Source organism: Microvirga arabica (assembly GCF_016811235.1).
In the GTDB taxonomy this organism is placed as follows: domain Bacteria; phylum Pseudomonadota; class Alphaproteobacteria; order Rhizobiales; family Beijerinckiaceae; genus Microvirga; species Microvirga arabica.
Genome location: NZ_JAFBID010000004.1, coordinates 1 through 13,106, shown reverse-complemented (window position 1 = coordinate 13,106; position 13,106 = coordinate 1). Strand labels below are relative to the sequence as shown.

The window sequence follows — 13,106 nt, the reverse complement described above, 5'->3', positions numbered from 1 at the left end:
AACACCAATGAAACCGATGCGTCTCATGCTGGCTGCATCCGCTCTCGCACTCACGATGAGTGCGGTGTCGGTCGAAGCCAAATCACCGCCGAATGTGCTCGTTGTCGCCAAGAACATTGATGACATCGTGAGCCTCGATCCGGGCCAAGCCTACGAGTTCACGAGCGGCGAGATCGTTGCCAACATCTATGACCGCCTGGTCGAGTACGATCCGCTGAACATCGACAAGATCGCACCTGGCCTCGCTGAGAGCTGGACCGTCTCTGAGGACGGCAGGACTTTCACCTTCAAATTGCGTCAGGGCGCCAAGTTCGCCTCCGGCAATCCGGTACGCCCGGAGGACGTGGTATTCTCGCTACGCCGCGTGGTCACCCTTAACAAGGCACCGGCGTTCATCCTCACGCAGTTCGGCTGGAAGCCGGACAACGTCGAGCAGATGATCAAGAAAGCGTCCGACACTGAGGTAACGCTCACGATTCCTGAAACCTTCGCGCCCTCCTTCGTGCTCAACGCACTCGCCGCCCGCCCCGGCTCTATCGTGGACGAGAAGGAGGCCACGAAGAATGCCAAGGATAATGACCTCGGCAACGCTTGGCTGTCGCGCAATTCCGCCGGTTCCGGCCCGTTCAAGTTGCGTGTCTGGCGGCCAGGCGAGGCGGTGGTGCTCGACGCCAACAAGGATGCAGTCAAGGGCGCGCCCAAGATGAACCAGGTGGTGCTCAGCCATGTGGCCGAGCCTTCGACCCAGCGCCTGATGATCGAGTCGGGCGACGCTGACATCGCCCGCAACCTTGGCCCCGATCAGATCGCCGCCGTCAAGGACAAGCCAGGCATCAAGGTCGAGACCTATCCGCAGGCGGCGCTGCACTTCTTCAGCCTCAATTTGAAGCATGACAAGCTGAAGAACCCGGCGATTTGGGAGGCCACCAAGTACCTCATCGACTACGACGGCATCGCCAACACGCTGTTGAAGGGTCAGATGAAGGTGCATCAGACCTTCTGGCCGGAGGGCTTCCCGGGTGCCGTGAACGAGAACCCGTACAAGCTCGACGTGGCAAAGGCCAAGGACATTCTCGCCAAGGCGAATGTGCCCTCGGGACTCACTATCGACGTGGATATGATCTCGTCTCCGCCCTTCACCGATATCGGGCAATCGATCCAGGCCACGATGGGACAGGCTGGCATCAAGGTGAACCTTATCCCGGGGACCTCTGCCCAAGTGATCACCAAGTACCGGGCGCGTCAGCATGAGGGCATGCTTCTCTACTGGGCGCCGGACTTCATGGATCCGCACTCCAACGCCAAGGCCTTCGCCTATAATGTCGACAATGCGGATACCGCTCCGCAGAGCACCACGACGTGGCGCAATTCCTGGCTGATCCCCGAGCTTTCAGCTAGGACGAAGGCCGCGCTTGTGGAGCGTGATCCGACCAAGCGCCTCGACATGTATCGTGATCTGCAGCGGGAAGTCTTGAAGCAATCGCCTTGGTCGATGACGTTCCAGGCCCAGGCTCAGGTTGCCCTGCGCGACGAGGTGAAGGGCTTCATCCATGGCCCGACGAACGATCTCGTCGTCTACCGCAATGTGACGAAGAACTAGCGCAATTAGCGGAAAACGGGACCCCGCTTTCCGCTGATACGGCTCAAGGCTTGTGAATAACGCTGCACTGATCACGGGAGAGTATCGGTAAATCCGATGCCCGGAGGGAGGTTACGATGAGGGGATTGGTCTTAGGGGGAGTGATGGCGGCGCGTGGCTTTGCAGCGCTCCTCATCACGCTCGTGGGCCTTCTCCTCGTCACCTTCGTGGTTGGTCGCGTCATGCCGATCGACCCCGTCGTCGCCGCCGTCGGCGACAAGGCGTCTGCCGAGACCTATGCCAAGGCCCGTGAGGCGTTGGGCCTCGATCAGCCGGTCTGGATCCAGTTCGGGCGCTACATCGGCGGAGTGGCGCGCGGAGATCTCGGACAGTCCAGCCTCAGCAACCGTCCAGTCTCCGAGGACATCGCGCGCGTCTTCCCGGCGACCGTCGAGCTGTCGACCCTCGGCATCCTGGTCGGCATCATTCTCGGCGTTCCCCTCGGTGTATTTGCCGCGCATCGGCGCAATCGATGGCCCGATCAGATCATCCGCAGCGTATCGCTGCTGGGCTACTCGACGCCGGTCTTCTGGCTCGGCCTCATCGGTTTGCTGATCTTCTATGCCCAGCTCGGGTGGTCGGGCGGTCCGGGCCGCATCGACACCGCCTACCGCTATTCTGTCGAGGAGTGGAGCGGGCTGATGCTGGTCGATACCCTTTACTCGGGGGACTGGGATGCGTTCCGCAGCGCCCTATCGCACATCGCCCTGCCGGCCCTGCTGCTTGGCTATTTCTCGCTCGCCTATATCGCACGCATGACCCGCGGTTTCATGATTGAAGAATTGAGCAAGGAATACGTAACGACAGCGCGCCTGAAGGGCGCCTCGGAGGCGGACGTTCTCTGGCGCCACGCCTTGCCGAACGTGCTCGTTCCGGTGATCACTGTCATCGCCCTCGCTTATGCGCAGCTGCTCGAAGGCACCGTTTTGACGGAGACCGTGTTCGCATGGCCGGGGCTTGGTCTTTACATCACCAACAGCCTTTTCTCCGCCGACATGCCCGCCGTTCTCGGCGGAACGCTCGTGGTCGGCGTCTGCTTCGTCCTGCTCAACAAAATCTCTGAGATCCTCTACCCGATCCTGGATCCCCGGACCCGCAGCCGATGATCGTCGCATCCTCTCCGTCTCTTCCTGAACCTGTCGGCACTCGCTTTGAGCCGTCCTCCCGTACGCAGGCGCGGCTCGTGCAGCTCGCACGGGCGCTCCACCGGGCTGCCCGTAATCCCTCGACGCTGGCCGGCAGCCTTATTGTCCTAGCCTTGGTGTTCGCGGCCATCCTGGCGCCGCTCCTCGCGACCCACGATCCCATGGCGCAGGACCTCGCGGCGCGCCTGACGCCACCCGGTGCGGCTCATTGGCTCGGCACCGACCAGTTGGGGCGAGACCTCTACAGCCGCCTCCTCTACGGCGCGCAGCCGACGCTCATGATCGTAGTTCTAGTCGTGGCCCTGTCGGCCCCCTTCGGTGTCGCGATCGGCCTTCTCGCCGGCTATTTTGGAGGCTGGGTCGAAGCCGTGCTGATGCGTGTCACCGACATCGTCATGGCCTTTCCCCGGCTGATCCTCGCCCTGGCCTTGGTCGCAGTGCTGCAGCCGGGCCTCGTTAATGCGGTCATTGCCATTGCGATCACGGCATGGCCGCCCTATGCGCGCCTCGCCCGCGCGGAAACCCTGTCCTTGCGTCATTCGGAATTCGTCGAGGCCGCACGTGGGCTGGGCATGCCGAGCGGCCAGATCATCACAGGGCAGATCTTACCGCTGTGCCTGTCCTCGGCAGCAATCCGGGCCACGCTCGATATGGCCGGCATCATCCTGACCGCCGCGGGCCTCGGCTTCCTTGGCCTTGGAGCTCAGCCTCCAATGGCGGAATGGGGCGCGATGATCGCTGCCGGGCGAGACCACATCTTCGACGCTTGGTGGGTCGCCGCAGTGCCTGGGCTCGCAATCGTACTCGTCAGCCTTGGATTCAACCTGCTTGGCGACGGTCTGCGTGACGTGCTCGATCCGAAGCATCACGATTGAGGAGTGGGAAGTCATGATGCAACCGCTGCTCCAAGTTCACGGCCTGACCGTCACCTTTCCGACCCCGAGCGGACCAGTTCCGGTGGTGCGTGACTTCTCCCTGACGATGGGCCGAGAGAAGATCGGCGTCGTCGGCGAGTCCGGTTCGGGCAAGTCCATGACCGCCCGTGCTATCCTAGGCCTCGTCCGGCCACCCGGCCAGGTGACGGCCAGGACCCTGCAGCTGGAGGATATGGACCTGATGGGCCTGAGCCCGCGCGGCTGGCAGGCCCTTCGCGGCAAGAAGGCCGGCATGATTTTGCAGGATCCGAAATTCTCCCTCAATCCCATCAAACGCATCGGCAACCAGATCGAGGAGACCCTGCGCCTGCACGAGCCCATCAGGCGCGGCGAGCGCCGCGAGCGGGCGCTTGCAATGCTTGAAGCGGTCGGCATCGACGATCCCGTGCGGGTCTACAAGTCCTATCCGCATGAATTGTCCGGTGGTATGGGACAGCGCGCGATGATCGCCATGATGCTGGTATCGAGCCCCAACCTCCTGATCGCCGATGAGCCGACAAGTGCCCTCGACGTGGTCGTACGCGAACAGGTCCTGCGGCTGCTGGATACCCTCGTTACGGATCGTGGCCTCGGGCTCATCCTCATCAGCCACGATCTTCCCATGGTGGCCCGCTTCTGCGATCGCATTCTCGTCATGTATCGCGGGCGGGTGGTGGAAACCCTCGACGCCCGGTACCTCGACGCAGCGACACATCCCTATACCCGTGGTCTGCTCGCGTGCCTGCCGTCGCCAGCCACCCGTGGGCACATGCTGCCGACGCTATCCCGCGACCCGTCCTGGGAGGCTGCCTGATGTTCCACTCGCCTCTTATTCTTGTCGAGGCCGCGGACGTGTTCTACGGCGTGAGCCGTAACCGATTTCAGGCGGTGTTCGGCGCTAACCTCGCCGTCATGCCCCGAGAGACCTTCGGTTTGGTCGGCGGATCGGGATCCGGCAAGTCGACCCTTCTGCGGGTCCTTGCGGGCTTGTCGCCTAATTGGCAGGGCCGGATCATGATCGGCGGCATGAACCTGGAACCGGGTCGCTCCCCACCGCGCGCCTTTCACCGGCGTGTTCAAATGGTGTTCCAGGATCCTTATGCCTCTCTCAATCCACGCCATACAATCGACCGCATCATTGCCGACGGCCTGAAGCTGCACGGATTTACCGATCTCGATCGCCGCATAGCCGCAGTGCTGGATCAGGTGGGTCTCGGAACGCGGTTCCGTTACAGATTTCCGCACGAACTCTCCGGTGGACAACGTCAGCGTGTGGCAATTGCCCGCGCGATTGCTCTCGAACCGGAGGTGCTTCTGCTCGACGAACCAACCAGCGCGCTTGATGCCTCCGTTCAGGCCGAGATCTTGAATCTTCTCGCGGTGATCCGGCAGGAGCGATCTGTGACGAGCGTGTTCGTCAGCCATGATCTCGCCGTCATCGCACATGTCTGCGACCGGCTGGCGGTGATGCAGCGAGGTCGCATCGTTGAACAGCTCTCCGCCGACGACCTGATCATGCGCAAAGCCGGACATCCCTATACGCGGGAGCTAATCACCGCCTCAGGAGAAAGCGCGGCGCAGTAGATGATCTAGACCCTGGCGATATCAGAGGTCCGGATCTGTGAGGCAACCCAAGGGATCGGCCTAGTGCCCTGACCTCAGGCAAGCCGCAGCAGTTTCATCAGCAATGCCCTCGTGGCGAGTAATGCCGCATTTCGCGCACTCAAAGTACAAACGCGAGGAAAGGAAACCTAACATGTCCTGGTCTCACCCTGTCCCGAGGATATCGGATGAGGAGCGGCAACAGCGGATCGCGCGTTTGCAAGCTTCTATTGAGGAGAGAGGCGTCAGTGGCCTTTTGCTCGGCTCGACAGAGAGCCTGCGCTATTTCACTGGCCTTGTCTGGCGTCCGAGCGAACGCCTGCTTGGCGCTCTCGTGACGTTAGATGGCATCTACTACATTGTCCCTGAGTTCGAGCGGAGCCGTGTCGAAACCCTTTCTCGGATCCATGGTGAAATCGTCACCTGGCAGGAGGACGAAAGTAGCGCCGCGCTGATCGCCTCCCTCGTACAACCCGGCGTGAAGCTCGCCCTCGACGATAGCCTGCCGCTGTTCGTCTACCATCAGCTTGTCGACGTCTTTGGCGCTGAGCGCCTGGTCGATGGCGGCCGGCTGATCCGCAACCTGAGAATCCGCAAATCCCCGTCCGAGATCAATCTTATCAAACATGCCATGAGCCTGACGCTCGAGGTTCAGCGTCGTGTGCATGCCTTCATCAAGCCGGGTGTGCGGGCGTCCGAGGCGGTGCGGTATGCTGATGAACAGCACCGGGCTCTCGGCGCGCATGGCGGCTCTTCTTTTTGCATCGTTTCCTTCGGGCCTGCGACCGCTCATCCGCACGGTGCGGACAGCGACCAAGTCTATGCACCCGGTGATGTCGTGCTCGTAGACACGGGCTGCCGGATCGACGGCTATCACTCCGACATAACCCGCACCTACGTGCTGGAGAAGCCGACTAGGGAATTCGCACGAGCTTGGGCGATTGAGCGCGAGGCGCAACAGGCTGTCTTTGAGGCAGCCCGTTTAGGAGCAACTTGCGGCAGTCTCGATGATGCGGCCCGTCGTGTTCTTTCCACTTATGGTCTTGGGCCGGGCTATGCTCTTCCAGGCCTCCCTCACCGCGCCGGCCATGGGCTCGGGCTCGAGATCCACGAGGAGCCTTACCTAGTTTCCGGCAACTCGACCCTACTTGAACCCGGGATGTGCTTCTCGAACGAACCGATGATCGTGTTTCCGGGTAGATTCGGCATCCGCCTTGAGGACCACATTCATATGACCGACACTGGTCCCAGCTGGTTCACCATGCCCGCTAAAAGCCCAACCGAACCATTCGCCTAAAACCTTCCGGTGCACTTGCGGAGCATTGTTGTTCGGACCGCTCTTTGCGCACATGGAGCGCATCTATATTCTGACAGGGTCGATGGAGCGAATGTCACGCCAACGGCCGATGCGATCGCCGAGCGTGCCCATGGTCACGAGAAAGCCCGTGACCATGAAGCCGTAGATGTCGTTGATCCAGAGCAGTTCCGATGCCGCCGGGTCAAGATCCCCCACGATGGCGGGCATCGCCAGAAAGTGCACGGACAGGTCCATCGAGTTGACCAGTCAGGCGACGACAGAACGCAGAGCCCGATCTACTCGCGACACCCTGCGAGGTGCAGGGATATCTCTGTCGTTCGCACGCGCACGAACCAGCCTCTATCGTTGCAGCATGCGAAGTTCCGCTTTCTCAGCGGGATCCATCAACCACCAAAGGTTCAACAAAAACCCGGAGTCAGGCTGGCGATCGCACACCAGCGAGACATCACAAAGCGTTTGTGGAGTTGCTTCGGTTTAGTGGAGGGCGTTTTGCTGTCTATCCGGTCAGCCTTTCGAACTGAACCGGACTGACGTAGTCGAGCGTCGAATGACGCCGAGCGGGGCGGCTGCGGCCGCTGGTCAGAGCAAGCCGAACGGCCTCATCCTGAAACTCTTTGGTAAAGCGTTGATAGGTTTGGGGCATGGAGATCCTCCCGGTTCATTGAAGTGCTCTCCATTTTCGCGAAGCAAGTCCATCCAGACATGATCATGCCGTGTAGAGTGTACGGAAGCGATTTGGTTCCTCCGGATCTCGATCAACGACTTGGATTGGCGCCCAAGCCCACTGCCACACACTGATCCTTGGTACGCGGGAGAACTGTATCCTGCCACGAGTGCCTTCAGCTACGACCCGCGACCAAGGATCGGCAGCGTGCGCCCAGCCCGCACGAGAGCGCAATACCTCGACGAGGACGGCTATCGTGTCATAGCCCTCGAAGGCGACAAAGGAAGGCTCTTCGGCTAGCTGGTTGCGGAGGGCCGTCGCGACTCTTGTCCCGAGCGGGCTGAGGCGGTCGGGCAGGTAGCGCAGGAACGGGATCGCGGCACCGCCGCTGCCCAGCAACGTCGCCCATTCGGTGAACTCTGGTTGCCCGGCTGGAGCACCAATCATAATCCCGACAAGCCGTTGGTCCTGGCGAACGGATTTGACAATCGACACTGCCGGCTCCGGGTGGCCGACCAGAAGAAGCAACGCTGTGGCACCATTGCCGACAAGCTCGTCGCACACGGCCCTAGGCGGAAGCGAGCGCATGTCGAGTTCGATGACGGTACCGCCGCGTGGAGCGAGATAGTCCCGGAGAATGCGAGCTCCCGATGCCCAATAGATACTTGAGTCGGCGGCTACGGCGATGCGACGGTGGCCTGCGCTGAAGAGGAAGTCAGCGTAGATCTGCCAGCCGTAAGACTGCGCCGGGGCGATACGCGCCACCCAGTCGGTTGGCTGTTCGGTGAGCGCGTCGAGCACGGCTGATGAGCAGAGGAACGGCAGGCCGCGGGCGTCGGCCCTGGCAGCAGCGGCGCGAGCGACGACACTATGATACTCACCCGCCAAGGCAACAACGCCTAGGTCAGCCAACTCATCGACGGCTTCCGCAGCTACCTGAGGATCAGCCGCGGTGTCTCGAACGACTAGATCAAGTGGTCTTCCGGCGACTCCGCCACGATCATTGACCTCGCAAACGGCCAGCTCAAGTCCAGCGAGCAAGTGTCGTCCTGCCTTAACCCAGCCAGGTCGAGTTAGCGGAGCCAGGACACCGATTCGGACGCTTGACTTAACGATTGGCTCTACTCCAAGCGCAGGAAGTTGTGTACTCATGTGTTCGTGTCTTCTAAGGCCTGAGAATTATCATCGAGAGACAAGCCTGTGATTGTTATGGAAGTCATTTCCAGTCGCCGGGAGTCAGATGGCCCAAGCAGGACCATTCTCCACCAAGCCGAGCGCATCCGGCGCTCAAGCGGTGCGTTCAATGGCGATTGCCGTCGCCTCACCGCCGCCAATGCACAGGGAAGCCACCCCGCGGCACAATCCGTGGCGCTCCAGCGCGTGGAGCAAGGTCACGATCAGGCGGGCACCCGTCGCGCCAATGGGGTGACCTAGGGCGCAGGCGCCACCATTCACATTGAGGATGTCGCGAGGAATGCCGAGATCTCGCTGCGCCGCCATCGCGACAACTGCGAAGGCCTCATTGATCTCGAACAGGTCCACATCGCCGACGGTCCACCCTACTCTTTCTAAAAGTTTTCTGATTGCTGGAATTGGCGCAGTCGTGAACCAAGCCGGGTCATGGGAGTGGGTTGCATGGCCTCTAATTTCCGCGAGCATAGGCAGGCCTTCACGCTCTGCAACTGAACGGCGCGTGAGAATGAGTGCTGCCGATCCATCGGCGTTGGCTGAAGAGGTCGCCGCTGTGATGGTGCCATTGGGGCGGAACGCCGGCCTCAGAAACGAGATTCGGTCCGGCGACACCTTGAGGGGATTCTCGTCCGCATCGATGGTCGTTTCGCCCATCTTGCCGGGAATGAGGATAGGCGCGATCTCGGCGGCGAAGCCGCCCTCCGCGACAGCCCTTCGTGCGCGGGACAGTGTCTCGGCCGCATAGGCGTCCTGGTCGGCTCGGCTGAACTGGTAGGCTTCGGCGGTCGCCTCACCAAAGTCACCCATCGGGCGCCCACCATCGTAGGCGTCCTCCAGACCATCCATCATCATGTGGTCGATCAGGCGGTCATGACCAACACGGTAACCGCTGCGGGCCTTTGCCAGGAGGTACGGCGCATTGGACATGGACTCCATTCCGCCGGAGACCACAATTCTAGCTGATCCTGCGAGAATAAGATCATGCGCGATCATCGTTGCCTTCATACCCGAGCCGCAGACCTTATTGACCGTAGTCGCACCCGTTGTATCCGGTAGACCAGCTCCACGAGCCGCCTGTCTGGCTGGCGCTTGCCCCTGGCCAGCCGACAATACGCACCCCATCAGGACTTCATCCACCTTTTCGGGCTCAAGGCCGGACCGCTCGAGCGCGGCACGAATAACGTGACTGCCAAGGGTTGAGGCTGTCATCCCGGAGAGGTTGCCTTGGAAGCGCCCGAGAGGAGTGCGGACGCCGGAAGCGATGACGACGGGATCGGGTGATGGCATATTGATCTCCAATACATTGTGTTACACATACCATATGTGTTATGCAATGCATAGTCCAGTAGGAAGCGAGGAGCAGGCATGCCGTACGAGAAAGGTCGTAAGGAGCAGACGCACAAACGGGTCGTCGAGATTGCAGCCGAGCAGTTTCGCGCCCAGGGGATTGAGCCCGTCAGCATCGCTGGACTGATGTCCGAGGCTGGGCTTACCCATGGCGGCTTCTATGCGCACTTCAGATCCAAAGATGCCCTCGTTCGCGAGGCTCTCGCTGAGGCTCACGCCAGTAAACGTGAGGACTGGCTTGAACAGGCGCGAGGTGCCCGCGAGCGCGGCGAGGATGGCCTGGAAGCTATCGTGCGGCGCTATTTGTCTATGCCGCATCGTAATCACCCGGGGAAAGGCTGCTCCGTCGCCGCTCTTGCTCCGGAGGTGGCCCGCAATGATCCGCAAAGCCGGGACATAATGGCCCAGGCTGCGGACGAGATGGTGGAGATCATCGTTTCTGAATTGCCCTCAACAATGTCGAAAGCAAAGGCAAGGGAAGCCGCCTATTCGATCTTTGCGCTCATGATCGGAACACTGCAACTCGCTCGTGTCACAGCAGACCCTGCGCTTGCTGAGGCAATCCTCCTATCCGGACAGGACGCCGCCCTGCGGCTCGCGCAGCGGAACACCTAGCGAGTTCTAGGTACACTACCTGTCCTATGTCGAAAGCAGAAAAACCAAGCCAGCGAGAGTTCGCGTTCTACACTCCTGATCCTCAGAGACAGGACGAGTCCACGCAACTCCCGCCGGCGAGCCCACAAGCTGAGTGAGATCGGGTTTTAACATAACACTGACGCACTGACGTCCAGTACTGAGCCTGAGGGAGACGACCTGTGCCTACAACCAATAGGAACGCGAATGTGGCTGCGGCCACGGTCAGCGAGAGCAAGTCAACAGGCGGTGTGCTGACGCTCCTGGCATGCCTCGGTGCGATTGGTATGCTCGCGACGAACATCATACTCCCGACGTTCCCTGCGTTAGCGGCCGCCTTCGGAATCTCGTCACGAGACCTCAGCTTGACGCTTTCCAGTTTCTTCATGGCCTTCGCAGCGGGGCAAGTCGTTGTGGGGCCGCTGTCAGACCGGTTCGGACGCAGGCAACTTGTGCTCGGAGGATTGATCGTGTTCATCCTTGGCTGCACAATCTGTGCGTCTGCCGATAGTCTTGGGACGCTGATAGCTGGTCGTATCATTCAGGCCCTTGGAGCCTCAGCAGCGTCCGTTCTGTCGCGGGCCATCGCGCGGGATCTGTTTGAAGGCGAGCCACTGGCGAGGGCTCTGTCTCTAACGATGATCGCAATGGCGGCTGCCCCTGGCTTCTCTCCCCTGCTCGGAAGCGCACTTGGAGCGATATTTGGCTGGCGCTCCACATTCATCTTAGTTGGCGTTCTCGGCGGGGTGCTGGGCCTCTACTATCTTGCGAGAATGGGTGAGACTCATCCGTCCGATCGGCGCGCGGCACATTCAGTCCGAACTGTTGCATCGGCTTATGTGAATCTCGCTGTCGATGTCAAATTCATCCGGCCGGGGCTAGCTGTTGGTTTCCTCGCAGGAGGACTGTTCGCATTCTTCGGCGTTACTCCAACAATTCTCATTGATGTTCTCGGACTTTCTCCTTTGGACCTCGCCCTATTCTTTGCGGGCACTGTCTTTGTGGTATTTGGGGCGGGCTTGCTCGCTCCGCGCTTGGCTCGCCGCTGGGACGCACGAAAGGTTGCCGTTGCAGGTACCATAATCGCTATCGCAGGAGGCGCAATCCTGCTTACGGAAACGGCCGCACCGAGCTTCACCTTGTTTGTAGTCTCCATCACGACGTTTCTGTTCGGGATGGGCTTGGTCAGTCCGCTTGGTACAGCAATCGCCTTGCAACCATTTGGCCAACAAGCCGGCCTGGCATCGGCGCTCCTTGGGTTCCTGCAAATGGCTTGTGCTGCAATTGGCACCGCCCTGGGCACAGCATTGCCTTTCCCTCCGACAATGGCACTTGGTGGCCTCCTGTTCGGAGGGTCATTCCTCGCGTTCCTGTTATTTCCGAACCATCGTTCCTAAGCTGCCGCCCCTATAGCCACCGAAAGTTGATCTGCGATCCAACCCAAGATTTCCTTGCCGTTCTTCGGCAGCTCCGCTCAAGCCTTCTTACTTCGCTACGACGCAGCTGTCGCAGCAAAAAGCCGGAAGGTGTTACGAGACATTTCGTGCCGTTCCATGACTGTTATCCTTAGAATGAAGCAAGTCTTAGGGGGAATGGCAAAGCCATGAACGCGCACCAGGAATTCAACTTTCGCAAACATTACTATAGGCGTGTTGAGCCCGTCGGTTTCGACATGGGGGGCGATGGCGACAACAGGAGCACCATCGTCTCGAAGACGTTGAGCCAGGAGCCTTAGGAATGCGGCTCCATGTCCGAATCCGATCATGCTGACCTCGCCAATAAAGGCGTCGACTGCCCTGGTTCCCAGCGGCAGATCGCGGAGGTGCGGTTGCGGCCAGCAGCTGACGTCGTAATCCTATGCGTAGGCAAATGGCCGCCCTTCGAAGGATACGATGCGCATGACCATGTTGGGTCCGCATAGGTCTTCCTGGAGCAGGGCGAGTTGCTCGTCCGGATTGAGGTGACACGGGGGAAGTGGTCCAGCTCTTATGTTAGTTTTCTCGGCAGATTTCCTTTTGCGGTGAAGGAGGTTTGTCATGAGGAAGAAGCGCTTCTCGGTTGAGCAGATCGTGGCGGTCCTGAAGCAGGCAGAACTGGGGCTGCCGGTGACGGACCTGATCCGGCAGGTCGGGATCTCGGAGCAGACCTTTTACCGCTGGAAGAAGCAGTACGCGGGCCTTGAATCGGACCAGGTGCGCGAGCTCAAGCAGGTGGTCGAGGAGAATGCCCGCCTCAAGCGGCTGGTGGCCGAACTCAGCCTCGACAAAGCCGTGCTGCAGGATGTGCTGTCAAAAAAGTTTCCCGGCCCGCGCTCCTGAAGCAAGTGGTGCGCTACGTGCAAGCGTCCCATGGCTACAGTGAGCGGCGGGCGTGTTCGGTCACAGGCCAGCATCGCTCCACCCAGCGCAAGCCGCTGACGAGGGATCCGCGCCACGAGCTGCGCCAGCGCATGCACGAGATCGTGCGCACGCGCGTGCGCTATGGCTACCGGCGCGTTCACATCCTGCTCAAGCGCGAGGGCTGGACCGTCGGTCGCAATGTCGTCTACCGGCTCTACCGCGAGGAAGGGCTGGCCCTGCGCAGCAAGCAGCCGCGGCGCCGCAAGATGGTGGTGCAACGGGAGGGGCGATGCCAGCCCGAGCGGCCCAACCAG

Annotated in this window: 11 protein-coding genes and 2 pseudogenes; 9 read left to right on the top strand and 4 right to left on the bottom strand. The window is 60.8% G+C overall.

Annotation, left to right across the window (positions count from 1 at the left end; all coding sequences use genetic code 11):
- Positions 1–7: 7 nt before the first annotated feature.
- The 6 genes from JQC81_RS03130 (at position 8) to JQC81_RS03105 (ending at position 6,597) form a co-directional block, all read left to right on the top strand.
- Positions 8–1,600: an ABC transporter substrate-binding protein gene (locus tag JQC81_RS03130; RefSeq protein WP_203270264.1), complete on the top strand. Its 1,593-nt coding sequence runs from the start codon at positions 8–10 to the stop codon at positions 1,598–1,600.
- Between the two features lie 116 nt (positions 1,601–1,716).
- Complete coding sequence (locus tag JQC81_RS03125; protein ID WP_246520193.1) at positions 1,717–2,745, top strand: ABC transporter permease; 1,029 nt, start codon at positions 1,717–1,719, stop codon at positions 2,743–2,745.
- The gene (locus JQC81_RS03120; RefSeq protein ID WP_203270263.1) at positions 2,742–3,659 is read left to right on the top strand and encodes an ABC transporter permease; all 918 of its coding nucleotides are present in this window, start codon (positions 2,742–2,744) and stop codon (positions 3,657–3,659) included. The genes JQC81_RS03125 and JQC81_RS03120 overlap by 4 nt, the downstream gene beginning before the upstream one ends.
- Before the next feature lie 16 nt (positions 3,660–3,675).
- Entirely contained in the window at positions 3,676–4,512 is an 837-nt protein-coding gene (locus JQC81_RS03115; RefSeq protein ID WP_203270387.1) for an ABC transporter ATP-binding protein, read from the top strand.
- The gene (locus JQC81_RS03110; RefSeq protein WP_203270262.1) at positions 4,512–5,282 is read left to right on the top strand and encodes an ABC transporter ATP-binding protein; all 771 of its coding nucleotides are present in this window, start codon (positions 4,512–4,514) and stop codon (positions 5,280–5,282) included. Before JQC81_RS03115 ends, JQC81_RS03110 begins: the two co-directional genes overlap by 1 nt.
- A 172-nt stretch (positions 5,283–5,454) precedes the next feature.
- Positions 5,455–6,597 (top strand): M24 family metallopeptidase, encoded by a 1,143-nt coding sequence (locus JQC81_RS03105; protein ID WP_203270261.1) that lies wholly within the window; start codon positions 5,455–5,457, stop codon positions 6,595–6,597.
- 96 nt (positions 6,598–6,693) lie between these two features.
- On the opposite strand, the pseudogene JQC81_RS03100 reads toward JQC81_RS03105, so the two are convergent.
- The 4 genes and pseudogenes from JQC81_RS03100 to JQC81_RS03085 all read right to left on the bottom strand — a co-directional run.
- Positions 6,694–6,893: pseudogene (locus JQC81_RS03100) on the bottom strand (MFS transporter); the annotation flags it as partial.
- Positions 6,894–7,114: 221 nt separating this feature from the next.
- Complete coding sequence (locus JQC81_RS03095) at positions 7,115–7,261, bottom strand: hypothetical protein (RefSeq protein ID WP_203270260.1); 147 nt, start codon at positions 7,259–7,261, stop codon at positions 7,115–7,117.
- A 63-nt stretch (positions 7,262–7,324) separates the two neighbouring features.
- Positions 7,325–8,434, bottom strand: a complete 1,110-nt coding sequence (locus tag JQC81_RS03090) for an ABC transporter substrate-binding protein (protein WP_203270259.1) — start codon at positions 8,432–8,434, stop codon at positions 7,325–7,327.
- Between the two features lie 135 nt (positions 8,435–8,569).
- A complete protein-coding gene (locus JQC81_RS03085) occupies positions 8,570–9,760 on the bottom strand; it encodes a thiolase family protein (protein WP_203270258.1) in 1,191 nt (396 codons plus the stop codon).
- Positions 9,761–9,838: 78 nt separating this feature from the next.
- Here JQC81_RS03085 and JQC81_RS03080 point away from each other — a divergent pair, with 78 nt between their 5' ends.
- The 3 genes and pseudogenes from JQC81_RS03080 to JQC81_RS32890 form a co-directional block, all read left to right on the top strand.
- Positions 9,839–10,435: a TetR/AcrR family transcriptional regulator gene (locus JQC81_RS03080; RefSeq protein WP_203270257.1), complete on the top strand. Its 597-nt coding sequence runs from the start codon at positions 9,839–9,841 to the stop codon at positions 10,433–10,435.
- A gap of 227 nt (positions 10,436–10,662) precedes the next feature.
- Positions 10,663–11,850 carry a multidrug effflux MFS transporter gene (locus JQC81_RS03075; protein ID WP_312887463.1) on the top strand — a complete coding sequence of 396 codons (1,188 nt, stop codon included), beginning with the start codon at positions 10,663–10,665 and terminating at the stop codon, positions 11,848–11,850.
- 639 nt (positions 11,851–12,489) lie between these two features.
- Positions 12,490–13,106: pseudogene (locus JQC81_RS32890) on the top strand (transposase); the annotation flags it as partial.